General features: G+C 41.0%; 12 protein-coding genes and 4 tRNA genes. 2 read left to right on the top strand and 14 right to left on the bottom strand.

What is annotated here, in order from left to right:
* The first annotated feature begins 85 nt into the window (after positions 1–85).
* Positions 86–607 carry an NADPH-dependent FMN reductase gene (locus tag ACHWSC_RS04060; RefSeq protein ID WP_394675864.1) on the top strand — a complete coding sequence of 174 codons (522 nt, stop codon included), beginning with the start codon at positions 86–88 and terminating at the stop codon, positions 605–607.
* A 206-nt stretch (positions 608–813) separates the two neighbouring features.
* Here ACHWSC_RS04060 and ACHWSC_RS04055 read toward each other — a convergent pair whose 3' ends face one another.
* Positions 814–3,759: an insulinase family protein gene (locus tag ACHWSC_RS04055; RefSeq protein WP_394675863.1), complete on the bottom strand. Its 2,946-nt coding sequence runs from the start codon at positions 3,757–3,759 to the stop codon at positions 814–816.
* A 260-nt stretch (positions 3,760–4,019) separates the two neighbouring features.
* On the opposite strand from ACHWSC_RS04055, the gene ACHWSC_RS04050 reads away from it, so the two are divergent.
* The gene (locus tag ACHWSC_RS04050) at positions 4,020–5,201 is read left to right on the top strand and encodes an acyloxyacyl hydrolase (RefSeq protein WP_394675862.1); all 1,182 of its coding nucleotides are present in this window, start codon (positions 4,020–4,022) and stop codon (positions 5,199–5,201) included.
* 119 nt (positions 5,202–5,320) lie between these two features.
* Here ACHWSC_RS04050 and ACHWSC_RS04045 read toward each other — a convergent pair.
* The 13 genes from ACHWSC_RS04045 to ACHWSC_RS03985 all read right to left on the bottom strand — a co-directional run bounded on the left by ACHWSC_RS04045 (position 5,321) and on the right by ACHWSC_RS03985 (position 21,205).
* Positions 5,321–5,395 (bottom strand) — tRNA-Val (locus tag ACHWSC_RS04045).
* A 35-nt stretch (positions 5,396–5,430) separates the two neighbouring features.
* Positions 5,431–5,505: transfer RNA gene (locus ACHWSC_RS04040), tRNA-Val, on the bottom strand.
* Between the two features lie 9 nt (positions 5,506–5,514).
* Positions 5,515–5,592, bottom strand: a tRNA-Val gene (locus ACHWSC_RS04035).
* A gap of 10 nt (positions 5,593–5,602) precedes the next feature.
* Positions 5,603–5,680 (bottom strand) — tRNA-Val (locus tag ACHWSC_RS04030).
* A gap of 130 nt (positions 5,681–5,810) precedes the next feature.
* On the bottom strand, positions 5,811–7,880 hold the full coding sequence (locus ACHWSC_RS04025) for a putative porin (RefSeq protein WP_394675861.1): 2,070 nt from the start codon (positions 7,878–7,880) through the stop codon (positions 5,811–5,813).
* Between the two features lie 113 nt (positions 7,881–7,993).
* Positions 7,994–8,809, bottom strand: coding sequence for a purine-nucleoside phosphorylase (locus ACHWSC_RS04020; protein ID WP_075994483.1), 816 nt, complete (start codon positions 8,807–8,809; stop codon positions 7,994–7,996).
* 119 nt (positions 8,810–8,928) lie between these two features.
* Positions 8,929–10,419, bottom strand: a complete 1,491-nt coding sequence (locus tag ACHWSC_RS04015; protein WP_115046435.1) for a sodium:solute symporter — start codon at positions 10,417–10,419, stop codon at positions 8,929–8,931.
* A 40-nt stretch (positions 10,420–10,459) separates the two neighbouring features.
* Positions 10,460–11,272, bottom strand: coding sequence for an N-acetylmuramic acid 6-phosphate etherase (gene murQ, locus ACHWSC_RS04010; RefSeq protein ID WP_145329004.1), 813 nt, complete (start codon positions 11,270–11,272; stop codon positions 10,460–10,462).
* Between the two features lie 22 nt (positions 11,273–11,294).
* Entirely contained in the window at positions 11,295–11,930 is a 636-nt protein-coding gene (locus ACHWSC_RS04005) for a polysaccharide deacetylase family protein (RefSeq protein ID WP_394675902.1), read from the bottom strand.
* Positions 11,931–11,989: 59 nt separating this feature from the next.
* The gene (locus ACHWSC_RS04000; protein ID WP_394675860.1) at positions 11,990–13,816 is read right to left on the bottom strand and encodes a glycoside hydrolase family 9 protein; all 1,827 of its coding nucleotides are present in this window, start codon (positions 13,814–13,816) and stop codon (positions 11,990–11,992) included.
* 42 nt (positions 13,817–13,858) lie between these two features.
* Positions 13,859–15,718 carry a PQQ-binding-like beta-propeller repeat protein gene (locus ACHWSC_RS03995; protein WP_394675859.1) on the bottom strand — a complete coding sequence of 620 codons (1,860 nt, stop codon included), beginning with the start codon at positions 15,716–15,718 and terminating at the stop codon, positions 13,859–13,861.
* Positions 15,719–15,893: 175 nt separating this feature from the next.
* Entirely contained in the window at positions 15,894–17,738 is a 1,845-nt protein-coding gene (locus ACHWSC_RS03990) for a RagB/SusD family nutrient uptake outer membrane protein (protein WP_075994487.1), read from the bottom strand.
* A gap of 11 nt (positions 17,739–17,749) precedes the next feature.
* Positions 17,750–21,205, bottom strand: a complete 3,456-nt coding sequence (locus tag ACHWSC_RS03985; protein WP_394675858.1) for a SusC/RagA family TonB-linked outer membrane protein — start codon at positions 21,203–21,205, stop codon at positions 17,750–17,752.
* Between the last annotated feature and the right edge of the window lie 26 nt (positions 21,206–21,231).

Here is a 21,231-nt window from a genome sequence, read left to right as displayed (position 1 = left end):
CACATATCCTCAGGATGCTAAGATACAAAAAATCAAGATATGTATCCACTTTGAAACTGCGCTTTTTATAAGTATCAACAACACAATGATTTTAATAATATCCGGAACAAACCGCCCCAATAGTAAGACGTTAAAAATAGCAAAGTGCTACCAGCAATTACTTGACCGTAAGTCAATTGAAAGTGACATCTTTTCCTTAGAAGATCTACCAGCAAACATTTTAGAAACAGATCTTTATGGCAAAAGAAGCCCCGCATTTGAACCTATCCAAGAAAAGGTCAGTAAAGCTGAGCTGTTTATCTTCATCGCACCAGAATACAATGGAAGTATCCCCGGAGCACTTAAGCTTTTTATCGATTGCTGCACTTTTCCGATCAGCTTCTATCACAAAAAAGTTGCATTGGTCGGACTATCTTCGGGACGCTATGGCAATCTCCGTGGCATCGATCATCTGACCGGCATATGCCACTACTTAAGAATGCACGTGCTTCCCCTCAAGATCTTTCTACCCAATGTTCAGAACGAACTGAATGATGAAGGGCAGTTATTCAAAGAAGATACGCTGCAATTTATCAACGAACAGATTGAGGAGATTATCCGGTTTTAATACGCTAGTTTTAGTAGCCATGATAGCGAATTCACCCTAAAATTAATCCTACTCGCGAACAGTGAAACAAGGATTCCGTAGCGTGAAATAAGAATAAAAAAACAAAGGCTATCGCAGAAACTCATACGAAAAAAGCCTCCGGCAAACACCGAAGGCTTCTTTAATTTTATACGCTAATCTAATTCTCAAGACGAGCAATCCTAGCTCTAATAGCCGAAAATCTCTTTAAGATCCAGCTTTTTAACCTCGCCCAATTTCGCAAGATCTTCTGGCTTAAGACTTTCTTCCTTCGCTACAATACAGTAAACGTAAGGCTTTTGACTCATTTCTTTCTTGTGGAAAGTATTTAGATCGCCATAAGTTAATTTTGGCGCTTGCTCATAGACAACTTTACGAATATCAGTTGCATTTCCCAAACGTTGCGCCGCTAGATAACTACCTAAAATAGAAGCATTCAACACACGCTCACTGGCAATTGATTTTTCCAGACTTACTTTCGCAATATCCAGTCCCTTAGCACTTTCAGGTAACACATCCAGCAACTCATTCATGCCTTTAATCGCATCATTAAATTTATCAGCCTGCGTCCCAACATAAGCTCCAACCGTATAGTGATTTTCCTTTTTATAAGGCTGTCCGTAATACGCATAAGTTGAATAAGCCAATGCTTTTGATTCACGGATAGTCTGGAAGACAATACTTCCCATTCCGCCACCAAAATAATTATTAAACAATGAAACAGTCGGTGTTAAGGCACTGTTGTATATTCCTGAACTTCTATACCAAAATACTTCAGCCTGCTTCATATCGAAATTAGCAAAAAGAACCTGGTTCTTGCTTGTTGGCAATTCTGCAAACACGACCGCCTTTTTCGCCTGAACATACTCTCCAGCACCTTGTTTCAAAGGCTTCGCTTTCACCACAAATTCCGAGGCAGTTAACGGGCCAAAATAAAGCATCGTATGTTTCATATTAGCCAAATCGTGCAATGCCTTCACCAAATCCTCCGCCTTTAAAGCATCCAATTCCGCATCTGTAAACACATTATTAAACGGATTTTTAGCACCGTATTTAGCATAAGACTTTAAGCCCTCCATGATCGCTCCCTTGTTTTCTTTCGCATTTGCTCTCGCTTTTTTAAGACGGGCAATATACATTTTGAAAGCCTCCTGATCAGCAACACAATTACGCAACAGATCTTGAATCAAGTTCAACGTAGCCGTAAAGTTTGAATTTAACCCCGAAATCGACACCATGGTTTCCTCATTTCCTGCAGACACCGAAAAATCAGAAGCCAATTGATAAAAATCTTTACTGAATTGCTCACTAGACTTATCTTTTGTACCCAAAAATTCGAGATAACCCGCAGCTAATGAAAGTAATTTATTGCTCCATTTTCCACCATCAAAACGATAAGACAGCGAAAACAGTTCATTATCGGAGTTCTTTACAGCTAGCACAGGTAAACCGTTTGCAGTAGCTTTCTGAATATCTTTGTTATAATCGACCCATACCGGTTGGATTTTATCCTCTGGCATTGCTTCAACTCTCTTCAAGAACTCAGACTGGTCATCACGATTCACCGTTACAGGAGTAATCTCAGGTTTAACAACTTTAACAACATTATTATCAACGCCCTTACGCTTATAAACAACAACATAATTATTGTCATTCAAGTATTTGTTAGCAAAATCCACCACATCTTGCTTGGTGATTTTATTCAATTCATCCGAATATCCCACAACAGACGCCCAATCCTGACCCGAAGTAAAGGCATCCATCAATGATTCAGCGCGGTCACCATAGCTTTCGTTCTGTTTGATTTCGTCTTTCTTCGCGTTGTTGACAATGGCTGTTATCAAATCATCCGAGAATTCACCTTTTCTCAATTTTGCCAATTCTTGCAACAGCAGCTGTTGTACCTCTTCCAAGCTCTGTCCCTGACCAGGATTACCCTGCAACAGGAGCAAAGAGTAGTCTTTTAACACATAAGGAAAAGCACCTGCACCTAATAATTTTTGATTCTTCACCAAATCCAGATCAATCAGACCAGCAGAACCATTTGTCAAGATCTGACTCATCAGATTAAGCATACGGGCATCCTTTGTCGCAGCGCCAGGAAAACGGAATCCCATTAACATAAATTCAGCATCCGGACCTTTAACCTCGCGGACAACAGGAGTTAAAATTGGTTTCTCCGCATCAAAAGTATAGGCCGGAACTTCTTTCGCCTGCATAAAAGCAAAAGTCTTATCCACCTTTTTCACCACCTCGGTAGGATCAAAATCCCCCGACATAATAACCCCCATATTATTAGGGACATAATAGGTATGAAAATATTCACGAATCGCTTTCAAAGACGGATTTTTAAGGTGCTCTACCGTACCAATTGTCGTCTGCTTTCCGTAATTATTATTGGGAAACGCTGCTGAAAACATCGACTCTACAGCCTTACGATTATCTTTATCCAAGCTGATATTTTTCTCTTCATACACAGCTTCCAGCTCAGTATGAAATAGACGCAATACCGGATATCTAAACCGTTCTGCCTGTACAGCAAGATACTTATCCATTACATTACTAGGAATTTGCTCCTGATAAACAGTCTGCTCAAATGAAGTGAAAGCATTGGTACCTTCCGCTCCCATTGATGCCATCAATTTATCATACTCATTCGCAATAGCATATTTCGCGGCTTCTCCAGATACTTTATCGATTTCCTTATAGATTGCTTTCCGTTCGGTTTCGTCTGTTGTACCATTGTATTTCTCATAGAGCGCATCAATCTGATCTAACAAAGGTTTCTCCTTTGCCCAGTCTTTAGAGCCAAATTTATCAGTTCCTTTGAACAGCATATGCTCCAGGTAATGAGCCAAACCGGTGTGATCTTTCGGATCTGTTTTACTCCCCGCCTTTGTTGCAATGTAAGTTTGAATACGTGGTTCTTTTTTGGTCGGACTCAAAATCACAGTTAAGCCATTTTTTAGCTTATAAAACCGTGAATGTGTAGGATCGTTGGTTACGTACTTGTAGGTGTACCCCCCCTCAGATGCTTCTTTCCAATCAAATTTGGTATTTTGGGCAAACAAAGCACACCCTGCTGTTGTTAGTGCAAACGTAACAGCAGTAATTCTAAATAGGTTTTTAATCATATTTCCTTTTTCTTTTCACCTCAAACTTAGATAAATTGCTTTTTATATGCAATACAATTAAAGACATAAACAATAATTATTTACCCATTTGACATCCTGATGGTTAAGCCGCCCAATTTCTCTCGCCACTAACCGACAAGATGTGGCTGAAAAATGGCATTTTTTACAACTAGATTTCGCTACTGTTTAAATACTATTGTTACAATGACATATCATTCTTATTTTTGCAAAAATTTTAAAAAACGCTAACGTTTTATTTCATGAGATCAAGAATACTTGCTTTTGTGACCCTGGCACTACTCTCCTTTCGTGCCACTGCACAGGTCACACCTCGAATAGAGAATCCGAAAGACACTTTACAAAGCCGTACTCCAGCCAAGACGAGACTTATATTTCAACTTGAACATGAAAGCGGGGGCGAACTCAAATTCAATGAGCGCTCCAAAGAAACCCTTGCTGACTCATACTATAGCGGACTAAATTTCAGAGTCGGTTTTCAAACTCAGTTTCAAGACTCATTAAAGAGCATTTACAATGAAATATACAACTATCCGATATACGGCATCGGAATCTACAGTAGTACTTTTGGTCAGGAACACCTCGGACGACCTTTCGCGGCCTATGGATTTGTCGCCATTCCCATTAGACCAAAAGTAAACTCGAGATGGAATTTCAACTATCGGATTGCACTCGGCCTCTCTGGCAGATTCAATCCCTATAATGAGGAAGACAATCCCTTCAACCTACTTATTGGCAGCAAAAACAATGTATTTATTGATCTTGGACTTCAGGCCAACTACCGCCTAAACAAAAACTTCCAGGTAGGGGCCGGCGCAGCCTTTCATCACTTCAGCAATGGAGCCCTGGCATTACCGAACACCGGGATAAACCTCGTCCCCTTGAGCCTATCTGTTTCGTATACACCAACAAACAAACCTTTTGATTACAGAAAAAGTCGTATTCCAGAGATGGAGAAAACAGAGGAGCTCCATTTCAACTATGCCTTTGGCTTCAAACAGATTGACCGCGAACACGATGGCCAATATTTTAAATCTACATTAGGCGCATACTACAGCAGGCATTTCGGCTACAAATGGCGGCTTGGCGCTGGCTTCGATGCATTTTATTCAGCTAGCGGAAACGATGAGAAGGTTGCTGGCGACAAAGCCGGGAAATTCTCCGCCCTATTTTCTTACGGCCCAGCATTCTACATTGATCATGTGTTAAATTCACGTCTATACATCAACGGAAATGTAGGAGTCTACCTTCATCGCAACGAATTCAATGGCGAAAGCATGCCCGTGTATTTAAGAGCAGGTGTACGTTATAAAGTATACAAAGATTTCTTTGCCGGTGTTTCCATTAAAGCCCATGGCGGTAAAGCTGATTTTATTGAATGGACGACAGGTTATGGAATTAAACTAGGTAAGAAACGGAAATAGTAAGAAAATAAACGCGAGAGATTCCTGAGACAGATTGAATACCGGATCGGGGACTTTCAAATTTACAGCGCATTCAGCCCATAAAAAAAAGCGTTCATGAAGAACGCTTTTTTTTATCGTGGGGATTACTGGGTTCGAACCAGTGACCCCTACCTTGTCGAGGTAGTGCTCTAAACCAGCTGAGCTAAACCCCCTAACGAAAAAAAAGCACCATTTGATGATGCTTTTGTGGAGGCTACAGGATTCGAACCTGTGACCCTCTGCTTGTAAGGCAGATGCTCTGAACCAGCTGAGCTAAGCCTCCGTTTTGGATTGGTGGAGAATACTGGATTCGAACCAGTGACCCTCTGCTTGTAAGGCAGATGCTCTGAACCAGCTGAGCTAATTCTCCGACTTTTGTATGGTGGAGGCTACAGGATTCGAACCTGTGACCCTCTGCTTGTAAGGCAGATGCTCTGAACCAGCTGAGCTAAGCCTCCATACTTTTTTAAAGAACGCCGTTCCCTAATTGCGTGTGCAAATATAGCTTAAAAATTCTATTCTCAAAATTATTTTATAAGATTTTATGCCTTTAATATCACAACAAGCTAAGAAACACCGAAATAATTTTTAATCATAGAACTTCCAAGAAATACCAAATCTAAAATTAGCACTATTCATCGGATAACGTCTGACCGTATAGTAACCATGCGGATAGAAGTTCTGATTTAAAAAATTATAACTCAAAAACATATTTACCCGTTGTATATTTGCTGTAACCCATAGATCCATGATTGGATATGTGGAAAACTCAATCTGCTTGTAAGCATTGTAAAACTGTCCTGTCCCAATCGAATAATTCGGATTGGCATAGGGTGTATTGAACTTTGCGTCCAGACCGATACTATAATCAATAACTTTATAAAACAGGTTACTGTAATACAAACTATGCCAGGTATACAGCTCCGGAACAGCCAGTGTGTTCTGTTGATCTGTCTTTTGATAGACCACAAGATTATCGAAGGTAAAATGGTTTAATTTAAACTTTTGCCCGACAGTCACTTTCAATAAATTAGCCTTATCCAATTGCGCCGGGACAATCCATTTGTCATTTTTGGGATCGTCCTGTGGATTGGGGCGCTCTTCGAAATAGGTATAATTGTTCATCAAAAAATACTCCACCTTGCCATGGAAACCAAGCATCGGATTGGCATATTGAAAACCCAGATTCTGAATTTTCGTCTTTTTAAGGTCTAAATCATTCCATTTTCCGTAGGTATAATTCAAATTCTCGAAAACCATCTCCGGGGATTTGTTCTGTGAATAAGCTGACAACGTCACCTTTCCGATTTTATCCCCCATAGCGATATCGGCTTTAGCTTCATACAAGAAATCTCCAAAGTTGTGGCCAAATACGATTTGATTCGCTTTTAAACTAAAATCAAGCCGATCTGAAAATTTATATCCTAATTCCCCTTTCACGATCCCGTTCTGATAAAAACGATCAAATATCGTGCTATCCGGCAATTTTTTAAGCGGCTGCGGATAGGCAGTAGGGTTATTATAATAGCGATTTGAATCCAGTTGATTTTGCTCCACCCAGTTCATGTCGTGCTGAAAAGCCAAATTCAACTTTGCCTCGTTTTTAAAGACCGACTTCCCTCTGAGAAAAAAGTTATATTCAAATTCATTTGAAACATTCGTGATCAGCGTCTTATCATTGTTTAGCGCCAACGCCTTATTATTGTATGGCAATGCCGCATTCTCATCATCCTTATTCTTAAAGAAATTATAAGTCTGTCTTCGGATACGCGTATTATGCGCCATACTATTGGTCGGATGGATCTGCATCGTTGGCTTGCCTTTATCGATCGTATCCAATCGCCCCAAATAAAGCGACTGTCTCAGAAAAAATGAATTATCCCACCATCTGGACCGGGGGATATTCGTATTGCTAGCATCCTGAAATTTAGTAATAAAACGATTTGGGGCCTGTCTATTTTCTGGTGCAAATGGTAGGTCTTCAATAATAGAACCATTCTCCATGGCATCCAAACGATTAAATACTCCATTGATCAACAAATTATACCGGTTATTTTTCGATTCATACCAAGAAGCAACCGAAGCCTTTAAATCTGAATAATTCTGATTCAGGTAAAATCCATCCGTTTTGGTGGAATGGAAATCCACATTCATATTCCATTGGGAATTGATATTCTGGGCCACCCGAGCTCTAAAAACCTGGTCATTAAAAAAGAAGCCTACCGCAGACAATTCGGAGTACCTCGCGCGGGCCCTAAAATATTGAACCGAATCGGGGTTCAATAAATAACGTTCCAATGCTGTAAAACCAGGCTGAAAGCCAATGGTCTTTTTAGGCTGGAACAATAGATCCCTTGTGGCAAGCCCATAGGCTCCAAGGTTCACACTGGGATTCCAGGGTAAATTCTGCGGATTATAATATTGATAATTATGATGTGACGTATCAATCTGCCGTGTATAAGTGCCTTTTTTTAACATATCCAACGTTGCATATCGGATATACTTTGCAGACAGGATAACGGAATCCTTCTTTCCATCCTCCTTGGCTCTCGCCGAGTCCAATGCACTGCTCCAATCCTCTTTGCTCTGCGCAATGACATCCACGGAATAAATAAATAAAACACACCATGCGGCAAGTATGCGTACGATCAACTTCATCTAAAATTATATAAAAACCAAAAAAGCTAAATTCACCCGAATGAACCAATTACCCTTCACCCCACACAAATCCAACAACCTTCTCCCTCAACGGTGTTACATGAAGATGCAATTTATTGCAAAGCTATTAATTCTTTCAAAATTAATGTCATTTTAGGTTCCGCTTTCTCCGCAACAGTGACAATTTCCTGCAACGAGACAGGTTTAAGTTGTTCATGAAAGCCCTCATCCGTAACAACAGAAATAGCAAATACCGGAAGAGCCATATGATTGGCGACAATAACTTCAGGAACGGTACTCATGCCCACCACATCGCCACCAATAAGCCGCATATAGCGATACTCAGCTTTTGTCTCCAAATTTGGACCTGCAGAAGAAACATAAACAACTTTTCGTGCAGCAATAGCATGTTTGGCTGCAATTTCAAGAGCCTGCTCGATCATCTTTCGGTTATAAGGCTCGCTCATATCCGGAAATCGTGGTCCAAACTCGGCCAAATTTTGTCCGCGAAGCGGATTATCCGGCAATAAATTGATATGATCTTCAATAATTCCAAGGTCACCTTTTTTCACATCAGGATTCAGGGATCCCGCAGCATTGGAAACAAACAATTTCTGGACACCCAAAACCTTCATGATCCGGATTGGAAATGTAATCTGCTGCATATCATAGCCTTCATAGTAATGCAATCTCCCCTGCATAGCGACCACATTGCGTCCACTCAGCTTTCCAAAAATAAGCTTACCAGAATGAAATTCAACAGTCGAAATAGGAAAATTAGGTATATTGGAATACATCAGCTGATACTCGACTTCAATTTCATCAACCAACTTACCTAAACCAGTACCTAGGATGATACCGAATTCTGGAGCAAAATCTCCAATTTTTCTACGGATAAATTCCGTAGTCTCATTTATGCTATGATACATACGTACAGAAAAACTAAGTATATCAAACTTAACTTAATTTTTCTGTACGTACAAATCAAAATCAATACTTGTATTTACATCTTCTCACCAATGGAGAAACTTTTTATAACTGAAATGCATTAATTGTGGGACAATGCTTTTTCACTTGCTTTACCCGGAGAACTTATCAAAAGCATTACAAACGTGATAAAACCATTTATAATGATCAAATCCAACCCGATAACATACGGTGTGTACACCTCGATAACATAGGTTTTAAGCAAAAACAATACGGTAGGCGAAAGCACACAGATATAGGGCACAGCATTATCCCGTACCGCATATTTTGTAAATATTCCAAAAACGAATAAGCCCAACAAAGGTCCGTACGTATAACTCGCCGCAGTAAAGATTGCATTTACGACCGAATCATCATTGATCAGCTTAAAGACCAAAATAACCAACAGCATCACAATGGAAAAACCAAAATGCACATAGTTACGCTGTTTGATCAACGCCGGATCATTGGGATTTTCTTTTTTATTGAAGTTTAAAAAGTCTACACAGAAAGATGTCGTTAGGGCAGTTAGCGCACTATCTGTCGTTGCAAAAGTAGCCGCCGTAAGCCCCATCATAAAGATGATTGCAGGAACAATAGCCAAGTGGTTTAATGCAATTTCTGGATACAAATAATCGCGTGTTGCCAGTTGAGTGACATCAATCCCGTTTTTAGCCGCATAGATATACAGCAAAGCACCGACAGCTAAAAAGAAAATATTAATGACCACAAAAACACTTGTAAACGTAATCATGTTCTTTTGGGCTTCTTTAATGGTCCCCATCGATAAGTTCTTTTGCATCAGATCCTGATCAAGCCCCGTCATTGCAATGGTCACAAAAATTCCTCCCAAGAATTGTTTCCAAAAATTTGCTTTACTGCCTACAAAATCATCCCAGAAAAAGATCTTAGAGTAACTACTTTCTTTCACAGCCTCGAAAGTGTCCACAATACCAAAATCCAATCCTTTTGCCATAAAATAAATGGAAAGAATTACTGCAGTCACTAAAAAGGTAGTCTGTAGGGTATCTGTTACAATGATCGTCTTTAAACCGCCCTTATTTGTATACATCCAGATTAACACCAAACATATAACGACCGTAATCGCGAAAGGCACATTCCAGGCATCGAAAATAAAATGCTGCAATACGATTGCCACCAAATAAAGACGAAATGCCGAACCGATCGTACGGGAAACCAGAAAAATAGCAGCACCTGTTTTGTACGTAGTGTGCCCAAAACGTTCTTCCAAATAGGTATAGATGGAAGTCAAGTTCATTCTATAATAGAGCGGAAGCAATACATAGGCAATAATGACAAAACCAACGGCGTTCCCAAGAACAAATTGAAAATAGCTAAATTCAGACGCACCGACTGCGCCGGGAACCGAAATAAAAGTTACGCCGGAGAGCGCGGTACCGATCATCCCAAAGGCGACCATATACCATTTTGAGTTCCGGTTTGCGACAAAAAAAGTAGAGTTATCAGAAGCCCCCTTCGAGGTGAAGTGAGCTACAGCAAGCAGAACTGCAAAATAGATTATTATAAAAGATAATAATATTACTGGTGACATAGTTTGTTTTTAAAATAGGTGATTTTTTAGTAGGTTATACTCAATGGGTAGCCTGATAAGCTTCAATTGCCTGTCTTACATTACCAAATTGTTCAAGTAAAGCCGCAGCCTCTTCTTCCAGCGCCCCGGTTTGATCCATAATGATACGTACACCACGACCGACCAGCTTATGGTTTGACAATTGCATATCGACCATCTTATTCCCTTTTACCCTGCCCAATTGGATCATCACTGCAGTACTGAACATATTTAACACAAGTTTCTGTGCTGTGCCCGATTTCATCCGAGTAGACCCGGTAACAAATTCTGGCCCAACAATAACTTCAACCGGATACTGCGCTACTTCAGCAATCGGAGATCCCCCATTACAGACAATACATCCCGTCACAAGTCCTTTCTCGTTTGCCGTTTTTAATCCGCCAATAACATAAGGTGTGGTTCCAGAGGCCGCAATACCGATAACAACATCGTTTTCATCAATATCATACGCTTCCATATCTTTCCAGGCTTGCTCCAAATCATCTTCTGCAAATTCAACTGCTTTTCTAATTGCAGTATCACCACCAGCAATCAACCCAATGATCCATTCAAATGGAACGCCGTAAGTCGGAGGTAATTCTGACGCATCCAACACGCCCAAACGACCACTTGTACCAGCGCCGATATAAAAAGTTCGACCACCAGCCTTCATTTTCTCCACAGTCACTTTGACCAATGCTTCAATCTGAGGGATAGCCTGCTCTACAGCAAGTGGCACAGATTTATCCTCATTATTGATATTTGTCAATAACTCATGCACAGACATCTTGTCCAAATCCTGATAATTCGAATCTTTCTCCGTTGTATTTACCATTATTAGTATATATTGTATTTCTTTATTTCAATAAATCGGGCACATCCACAAGTTGATACCCTTTCCCCTTTAATATGCTAATGATATCATCCAAATGATGATACAGTTTATCTTTCCGCCGATCATCGGTTCCCATGTGAATCAATATCAGAAATCCATTGAGCCCATATCGAGTTTCGTAAGACCAGAGATTGTCGAGAATCGCTGTCGACGACACATAACGAGCCCCCATTTCTGGATAAGTATAATCAGCCGCAGTCCGTATTCCTGGTGTATAATTAACCGAATGTAGACCAACTGCTTTTGCCCAATCGACTGTTTCACTATTATACCATTCATAAGAAGGAATATAATAGGATAGCTGCTCTCTTTGAACGCCCACGTGTTCCAGAGCTTTCAGATTTGCCTTTAGATCAGCGACAAAAGAGTCACGCTTCACCAAAAGAACATCCCTACTCCCCCAGTCACTCACCAGAAGATGTTTATCCGAATGCCCCGAAACCATATGACCATCGTTTAACATCTGACGGACATACGGCTCAAAATCTGGAGTTCTGAGATAATCACCTGTCAGGAAAAAAGAGCCTTTAACGCCATTATGTTTTAGACTCATCAATATCTCAGCTGTACCTTCAGATAAATCATGACCAGTAAACACCAGAGCCACCTGCCGCTTTGTCGAGTCGCCCCGGACAATAGCTCCGAAAACATCCCGTGTTACTTTTTTCCGGTCGGCTCCTCCATTGCCTTACCCTCCTTTGAAGCCAACAGATAAATCAACGAAGCGGTACCATCCATTGTCGGCTCATTTGTACTATAATCTCCGTAGTCGTCATGATAGACCGCCAAATCACTTTGAAACTCCGCATAGCTATCCGGATTATTCAACTTGATACCGATCAGATTGCGATACGTGGATGCCATAATGGGCCCATCAACCAAACCGCCATCGATCGGATGCTTTCCAAGAAAGGTAAACGCCGAATGTGGATCAACAGGTGTATCGCCCCCAGATGGAAGACCATATACCATACTCGTGCCCCAAGGATTCGTCCCAAATAACCAGTCAAAATTTGCTTGCGCTAGCTCATCAAAATGTGCATCTCCCGTCAATTCTTTATACCAGAGACATTGGATCGCAAAGGATACCGTTAAGTTGTTGCTACACCAGATAAAGGGAACTCCGCGAAAAAATGCATTTTTTTCGGCTCTCCGATTGACTTCCTCAATCCCCTGTTTATAATAGGAAACAATCTCCTCGCGATCTTGTCCTTTTAATCCTTTTGCCAACTCATAATGCCCAAGATTGATAAAAGGGTACCACTGATAATGTGCAGCAGTATCGCTTACCATCCAAGGTGTAATCTTTTCTTGCCGTGCGTAGCCTAAGGCTTCTCGTGCAAACTTTTCTTTTTTTGTCACCGAAAACCCCATTGCAGCGGCCAACTGCATATCGTCCACCCAATTATCTTCGGCATAAATATAAGGCGATTTCACAGAAACTGTCTGTGTCACGCCTGGTTTTATATTGGCATAAGCATAGGCCGTTTCCGATTTCTTCGAAAGCAGCTTTGCATATTTACCATCCTCTTTGTCAAACAACATCGCCCCCAGGCGAAAAGCACTACTAAATTTACCAGCAGTAGAGCTTGTCCCCGTCGTATTATTCATAAACTTACCACGCTGTTGTGGTTCGCCATCGATAAAATACACCGGTCTTTCAAATCCACGACCATAATAGGGATCTTCCTTTGGCATCCGCATGCTTGCATGATCCCGATCGTCACCAATCTGATTGTACATTTGATTGGCTTTAGGATGCATTTTCAACAACCAATCCAAACCCCATTTCGCTTCGTCCAGTACATCGGCACGACCGTTTTTTCCATCAAGACCATTTGCTTGCTTTAGATCACCAAACACCTTTGGAAAATCGCGGTAAGCCGCTAGCAGATGAAATGTCGCATTTGCCGACGTTGTCGCATATTGCAAATAATCAGAAGCATCGTGCCAACCTCCACCCGCATCGATATGGGAACTATCGGGAATACCAACCTTTCCTGCATAAAGCGCAAATCCATCATGTGTATGGCAGCTATCTTTCAGAAAAGGGTTAAACAATGTACGTTGTTGCCGCATATAACGCAGTACAAAATCTGCCGCTCCTTTGTAAACGTCCCGAGCAATTCGGAATGTTGGAGACTTCACATCTCCAGCCTGCACAAAAAAGCGTCCTGTATCCTGCATAGAAGAGAAATCCAAACGAAAGCTCTGAACAAAAGGACCATAAGCCCCATAATCTTTTCCAACAGGATGCACATAGACTGTTTTACCCGTTTGTGCATTTTTAATTTCAAAAGAACGAAGCTGCCTGATTGATTTCCCGCCCCATACCGCGACCTTCTTGCCCGCCGGAGTATAGCCCAATTGGTTTATTCTAATCCAAGCATTTTGCTGTGCTTTCGCAAAGTTACAAACAAAACATGCAAAAACAAGCAAAAAAGCTTGACGTAAATTTAAGAAGTTTAGACATTTTTTTATCATATCAAGGCATTTATTTTCAAAAAGATCAATTCAATCGATTGCTTAAAACTGTAATGAAACTATTTTGCCATCCATCGTACTCGCTATCACTGTATTTCTGCCATTTAGCGCAACAGGATTAACCATTCCATTGGATATTTTATATTGCCATACTACCGCGCCTGTTTTTGCGTCAACCCCGGATAGCAAACCCGAATGACTCGGCACAAATACCAATTTGCCATTGGAGGTAATTGCAGAAGGCGTCAATTCGTAGGGCAATTTAAGCTTGGACTTCCAGGCAACATCCATACGATCACCAGCAACTGAAATACCCAAAAGATCCCCATCCATCGTCTTCACATAAACCAATTTATGACCTGCCGCCAAGCCCATAGATTCGCGTACCCGAATGGTATCTTTCTTTTCCCGCCAAATGACCGCCCCCGTTTTAGCATCCAGTGCTGTCATAAAACGATCCGGTGCAACTACAAAAACACGATTATTTGCTCCTACTGGATTACATGCCGCCGCTGAAAACATCCGATTAGCCTGTCCATTATTCCATTCCCACGACAGCTTACCTGTATTGACATTCAAAGCATAGAATCCATTACTCCAGGAGCCAAAAATTACATTCCCCAAATAATACGTTGGCAGGGTCGATACAAATCCTTTGACCTGATCAAAACTCCATTTTACAGCCCCAGTCTTGATGTCCAGTGCGCTAAACTTACCATCCGAACCACCGATAAAAGCCACGCCATTATGTAGCAGGGGCGAACCCAAAACCGCCTTTTCAGTCTGTACCTTCCACAACAACTTGCCATTACGGGCATCTACCGCATAAATTGCATGATCCGATGATCCCGCCACGACAATCCCTTTCCACACAGCTGGCGTAGAATAAACTTTACCACCAGTGCGGAATGCCCATAGCTTTTTGCCAGTTTTTAAATCAAGCGCAAAGATATCGCCCGCGGTATTTGATGTAATCACGCTATTTTTGTAAACAGCTAGTCCCGCCCCGATATCGCTGGCATCTTCAAACGTCCAATTGACTTTAACCTGATCTGCATATTTGGTATTCACAGCATAACTGGGTCTCGGGTAGTTTACCGCTTCATTTTCATAGTGATGATTAAATAGAGGGACAACGACCCAAGATTTCTCCTGCATCCCTACACCGGGATTACGCTCTTGATAACTCGCTTTACCATCGGCGATGGTCACAATATTATAGCCGCCAACCGCTTTATTCGCACGCAGGTTAGACCGCCCCATTACCCCCGGAATCCCTTCCCAATCGTATAATTTATTGGCATGGCCATGTCCGCAAAGCGCCAATTGAACATTCCGCGTTTTGACCCTTTTTAAAGCGTCAAACCAGTTATTTAGCGAAGAATCCTGTGGATAATGATTAATATAGATCAATGGCAGCTGATTATCTGGATTCGCTGCAAAAATGGAATCCATCCAGACCAGGTTCTCACGAGGAATCTGACCAGGGCTCATACGCATATTTGGTCCTGAATTGGTTCCAATGAATGCGTAACCTTTATGCTTAAAGAAAAAGGTTTCACCACCAAAAACGGTGCGAAATGTATTGGCTCCATTTTCAGACCAATTCCCATCGTGATTTCCCGGAATCACATACCAGGGCAGCTGCAAACTATCTAAGATGCGCTTTGCAAGCTTTAACTCATGATCAGCACCAAACTCAGTGATATCTCCGGAAAGTATAACGAAATCAATATCTTTCAATGTATTCAGGTCCTTTACAGTACGTCGCAAATCCTCCTCTCCTGTTGCACCACCGACATGCGTATCTGTTACGTGGGCAAATTTGAAGGACTGCTGCGCCATCACAACGTTAAAAACGCAGGATAATGCAATAAAAAAGGTGATAATTGGAAACCTCATGCGTAATGTTTTCTTAAAAATAGCGTTTTTATGCATAATAATAAAATAAAAATGCGTTTTTATGCAAAGTATTTTAGATATAGATTTAGGTTTGTTTTCGACAGCCTCGGCTATCATGGACATAAAAAAGCCTTGTCTAAAAACATAGACAAGGCCTCATAATATGTGGATTAAATTACCACCCTTTAGTTTGTGTTAATTTATACCCTCTTTGCTCATAGTCAACAATTTGCGCTTTACCCACTGGAGCTAAATAAAATTTATCATCCACGGCATTTCTATTTGCTGCATTTTGAACCACTATAAAACCAACCATATCGGCAGCATTAGAACCATTATAAGTCACTACGGTTCCATCCGCTTTCCTCACTTTGGTGACGCCAACATAGTTAGATTTTAAGAAATCCGGGGCCTGCTTTGCTACATCAACCCAAATTCCTGTGAAATAATCCGTACTTTTCGAAAAGTCCATATAACCCAGCTTTTTCCATCTCTTTAAATCCAGCAATCGCGAGTATTCAAACACGAATTCCATCCGGCGCTCACGACGTATTTCCCACATTAGCGGTGTTACATCTGCATCTCTAGCTGGATCATTAGCAATTGAACCAATCTGTAACGGCGCAGTCTTTGTCACTCCTTTAGCTATAGCAACCTCGTCAAGCGGCCTATTTCTTACTGCATTGATTGACTTATCGAGATCTGTTTGTGTAACAGCTGCACCACCAAAGTTTTCGGCTAAAATTTGCTTTGCTTCAATCCAGTTTAACACAACTTCTCCATAACGTATAACAGGAGCGTCTGATGTATTGGTATTTGAATTCCACTTAGCATAATCAGGATTTGCACTTGTTATCTTATAACCATTGCGAGCGACATACTTTGTTCCATAGACAAATGTTGAAGCCTTGGAGTTCAAATCCGTATCAAAGGAAGCCTCAAAACGTGGGTCACGAGAGGTCGCCAACTTGCTTAACGAAAAATCCGTCGCACTAGCGAGTGATGATGAAGAATAAGGCTTACCATCAACACAGATAAATTCCTTGATCAATTTTAAATTTGGAGCTGTGGCCTGTGCCTCAACGCCATTTTGATAAGATCCGATTGCATGCAGCACACTAACGGATGCATCGTATTTACGATACATAATCACTTCTTTGTTGGTAGCTAAATCCTGGGAAGAAAACAAACTTTTGAAATCAGCAGTAAATGAATACTTACCTGAACTCATAACAACCTCCGCTGCACTTTGGGCAAGCTCCAAATATTTCTTTGCTCTTGCCTGATCAAGACCGTGGTATTTCTGCCAAGAACCTTCAAACAACATCAAACGTGATATAAAAGACGCTGCAATATACTTATTCAACACATTTGCACCATCATCGGCTTTCATATTCTGTAATACATATACAAAGTCATCGTACACATGATCCATCACGACACCACGATTATCACGATCTTTATATTGCGTATCAAAATCAGAAGCAGCTACTTCAGATTCAAAATATGGAACATCCCCGAAAACAGAGACCAACCTCGAATACTCAAAAGCTTTAAAGAATTTCGCAACAGCAGTCCAGTGATTATATTGAGCCGTGGTTAAGTTCGGCTTAGCAATAGTCTCTATTCTATTCAAGAAAATATTGGATTTGCGAACCCACGAATAATTCCATGTGGGACCAGCATACGTATCAAGCCATGCCGCAACTTCAGATGTGGATGAACGCGTATCAGGTATAGCATTTTCAAAATTAGCTTGTTGACCACTAAAAGTCAAATCGTCTGAAAAGGTATACCCCCTTACTGGCGTATAATCCGTCGTAAAGGAACTATTGTAGCCGTTGAAATATTGCGTATAAAAACCGTTCGCAAATAACCTCAGGTCATTTTCATCCCTCCAATAAAGCCCCGAACCATCTGTAATCTGATCCAAAGACGGGCGATCTAACAAGCTGTTACAGCTTGACAACACCATTGAGGAACCTAATAATATATATAAGAATTTTGTTTTAATTTTCATGATAATTTCAATTAAAATGTCAATTGAACGCCAAAAGAAGCAGATTTGAACGTTGGCGTTCCAACACCAATACGGCCACTATTGTAATTATTCAAGCTCTGATCAACAAACATATTCACCCCAACAACAGCTTCAGGGTCGATAGGCAAGCCATTAAGTTTATCCCATGTAAAGAAGTTTTCCAAAGCAGTGTATATACGTAAATTGCTTACTCCGATTCGACTCAACGTTCCCTTCGGAAGAGTGTAACCCAAGGTTAAGTTCTTAATACGCAAATAGGACATATCCAACAAATAGCGACTTTGTATCTGCATATTATTAATATTGTCTGTTCCACCATTGCTGTATGCTGCTGGATAAAATGCGCCCGTATTATTTTCAGTCCAATAATCTGAAGACATAACTGCAGGCATTGCTCCATCTGATGCATTAAAGCCGGCCTGTGCCAAGAACCCTTTTCCCCAAACTTGACGGCTACCTACACCTTGGAAGAACGCAGAGAAGTCAAAGCCCTTGAAATCAGCCCCTAAACGAAATCCATATTCATACCTCGGCGTCGAATTACCGATCACAGAAAGGTCACCATGATCTGAAATTGTCCCCTTTCCGTTATCTATAGCACCATCTCCGTTTAAATCCTTAAACTTAACATCACCGGGACCATAAAGGAAGGTAGATGAATTTTGAACCCAAGATTGGTAAGCTCCATTTGGATCAGACAACTTGTTCATTGTCTTACCATTGACGGTTGTCGTAACTAGTTTTCCATTTTCATAAACGAAATCACTTTTTTGATACAGACGATCCGTTTCATAACCCCAAATTTCACCGAATGTCTTACCGTTATAGTATCCATCCACTAAAGTTGTTGTACCGTATTCTGTGATGACAGATTTTGCATCCGATACGTTTGCACGTAGATTAATCCCCAAACCATTTTCGAAACGGTGGTTAAAATCAACTGCTAGCTCCCAACCTCTCGTACGTAAAGCGCCAAAATTACCTTTAGGAGCCTCAGCACCAAAAGTCGCAGCAACACCTTCCATCGGCACTAGCATATTTTTAGTATCGCGTTGGTACCAATCAAATACAAGCCCCAGTTTATTCTTGAGGAATCTTGCGTCAAGTCCAAAATCCAAGGTCTGGATATCTTGCCAGCCCACCTGAGATAAAACAGCGGCAGGAGATCCTACATACCAATCCTTATTTCCTGAGCTGTTAATCCAGTTAGATTGGGCATTCGTCATATAACTTGTATACAAATTGTTCGGAACAGCCTGATCTCCAATCGAGCCCCATGAACCGCGGATTTTAAATTGATTTACGAACTCACGTGACCAGTCCATAAAAGATTCTTGCGATACCACCCAACCTGCAGAGAACGACGGATACCATTTCCAGCGCAAGCTTGTCGGGAATTTAGACGATCCATCACGACGTAAATTTGCTTCAAACAAATATTTATCCTTATAAGCATAGTTCACCCGGCCAAAAAAACCAATCTGAGATTCCCATTTTTTATAACCGGAACCAGTCACTGTTCCCGATCCAAACGTTAATTGTGGATTCTTGATATCCAGCAGGTTTGTAATTTGTGTCCAAGAATTTTCAGTTTGTTCCGCAACACGGTTTAAACCTGCCATAAATTTAAACTCATGCCCACCATCCAAGCTCAAATTGTAAGTAGAGAAGGCATTGATCGTATGGCGCAAGAAATTCTCATCTTCCTTACGGTAATGGTCAGGATTAGAGCCTGCAGCTGTATATTGGAAATAATCTAGATCATATGCAGCCATCGCTCCCGCAGCAGATGCGTCCACATAGCTTCCATTTGCATCGACATACATCTGGTTTCCATTTGCATCCTTTTTCGCTACTGGATTTCCCCAGGAATTGCCTGCTGTAAAACGTGTGCCCGGCTTATTCCAGATCATCTCCTGATTCGTCAATGTGTAATCAAAATCCAATTTCCAGTTCTTCGTAAAATTTACAGTAGCACCACCATTGAAATTCATATAGTTTTTTAACTGGCTCGCCACGTTTGCCGCACCAGTCTCATAAGCTGGACTACGAATTGGGTCCCCGTCTCCATCATTTCCAAACGGATACAGCGAACTCCAACGGTACATATATAACCATGGATCTGCTGTTGTCGAATTCGTTGCATACGGATATTGTTTATTCGTACGGGAATAAATAGCTCCGGCCCTCGCTGTAATGTATTTGTTAATCTCATGAGAAACCCGTACTGAAGCATTATATCTCGAGAACTTGTCCGTATTAGTCTTCAACATACCAGACTGATCAAGCAACCCTAATCCTACATTATAAGAAGTTTTACCTGATTTACCCGATAGCGATAAATTATGTTGTTGCGTAGGAGCCCATTCACGAACCATATAGTCATAAGGATCATACGTACGTACGCCATATTTATAACCTGTTGCAGGATCATAATACCAGTCACGTCCATACAACGTTGGATCATCTTTACCGACCGAGCTTCCATATTGATCCTGCCATTCAACCGATTTTTGATAACTTTCTTCATTTATTTTATAGAAAGCTCCAGTAAAATTGCTACCAACGCGCAAAGCTGCATCCAGCGAATATCTCAACGCATCAACCGTCCCCATTTCGTATTTCTTGAATGGGTTTTGAAAAGAGAAATTATTAGAATAATTTACTGACACCTGATCAGTTTTAGCTCCCTGTTTTGTTGTAATTAAAATAACACCATACGCGGCTTTAGCTCCGTAAATAGATGATGCTGCTGCATCCTTTAAAACTGAAATAGATTCAATATCATCGGGATTCACAATATTGATACTCGGAATCTCCACATTATCCAGTAATATCAATGGATTATTGGATCCAGTTATTGAACCTATTTGACCGCGAATTTTGATCGTTGGATCAGACCCCACCTCTCCACTCGGGATAACGATACTCAATCCTGGTGTCGTACCCTGCATGGCACGTCCTGCATCAGCAATAGGACGTCCTTGCATTGTCTCTTTGATATTAACTGACGCAACAGCACCTGTTAAGTTACTCTTTTTCTGCGTACCGTATCCAACAACAACGACTTCATTCAACGTTTGATTATCATCGACCAAAGTTACATTTAGCGAATTCGAAGTCACAGGAACCTCTCGTGTAATATAACCTACGGATGAAAAACGCAACTTGCTCCCCACGGCAGCTGTAATTTTAAAATGCCCCTGCGCATCGGTCTTCGTTGACGCATTACCGCCAATTACAGACACGCTCACTTCAGAGACTGGACCTTTTCCATCCGTTACAGTACCTTGCACTGTATTTTGAACCGCACTTTTTGCAGAAGAACTTAAAAGAACGCTTGTTGAATTAACGCTCTTCAAAGAGCCTGCCTTTTTTGTAAAAGAATAGGATTCAGAAGGAAAACTCAATCCAAGAGCAACAGAAAATAGTACAAATTTTCTCATTGATTATAGAGTTTTAAAATAAATGA

This window comes from uncultured Sphingobacterium sp. (assembly GCF_964277905.1).
Classification (GTDB): Bacteria; Bacteroidota; Bacteroidia; order Sphingobacteriales; family Sphingobacteriaceae; genus Sphingobacterium; species Sphingobacterium siyangense.
This window is presented reverse-complemented; position numbering and strand designations above follow the sequence as displayed.

What these genes read in the sequence shown, in the direction of transcription:
- ACHWSC_RS04060 (WP_394675864.1), top strand. Translation starts at nt 86, where the DNA reads ATGATTTTAATAATATCCGGAACAAACCGCCCCAATAGTAAGACGTTA.
- ACHWSC_RS04055 (WP_394675863.1), bottom strand. Translation starts at nt 3,759, where the DNA reads ATGATTAAAAACCTATTTAGAATTACTGCTGTTACGTTTGCACTAACA.
- ACHWSC_RS04050 (WP_394675862.1), top strand. Translation starts at nt 4,020, where the DNA reads ATGAGATCAAGAATACTTGCTTTTGTGACCCTGGCACTACTCTCCTTT.
- ACHWSC_RS04025 (WP_394675861.1), bottom strand. Translation starts at nt 7,880, where the DNA reads ATGAAGTTGATCGTACGCATACTTGCCGCATGGTGTGTTTTATTTATT.
- ACHWSC_RS04020 (WP_075994483.1), bottom strand. Translation starts at nt 8,809, where the DNA reads ATGTATCATAGCATAAATGAGACTACGGAATTTATCCGTAGAAAAATT.
- ACHWSC_RS04015 (WP_115046435.1), bottom strand. Translation starts at nt 10,419, where the DNA reads ATGTCACCAGTAATATTATTATCTTTTATAATAATCTATTTTGCAGTT.
- murQ (WP_145329004.1), bottom strand. Translation starts at nt 11,272, where the DNA reads ATGGTAAATACAACGGAGAAAGATTCGAATTATCAGGATTTGGACAAG.
- ACHWSC_RS04000 (WP_394675860.1), bottom strand. Translation starts at nt 13,816, where the DNA reads ATGATAAAAAAATGTCTAAACTTCTTAAATTTACGTCAAGCTTTTTTG.
- ACHWSC_RS03995 (WP_394675859.1), bottom strand. Translation starts at nt 15,718, where the DNA reads ATGAGGTTTCCAATTATCACCTTTTTTATTGCATTATCCTGCGTTTTT.
- ACHWSC_RS03990 (WP_075994487.1), bottom strand. Translation starts at nt 17,738, where the DNA reads ATGAAAATTAAAACAAAATTCTTATATATATTATTAGGTTCCTCAATG.
- ACHWSC_RS03985 (WP_394675858.1), bottom strand. Translation starts at nt 21,205, where the DNA reads ATGAGAAAATTTGTACTATTTTCTGTTGCTCTTGGATTGAGTTTTCCT.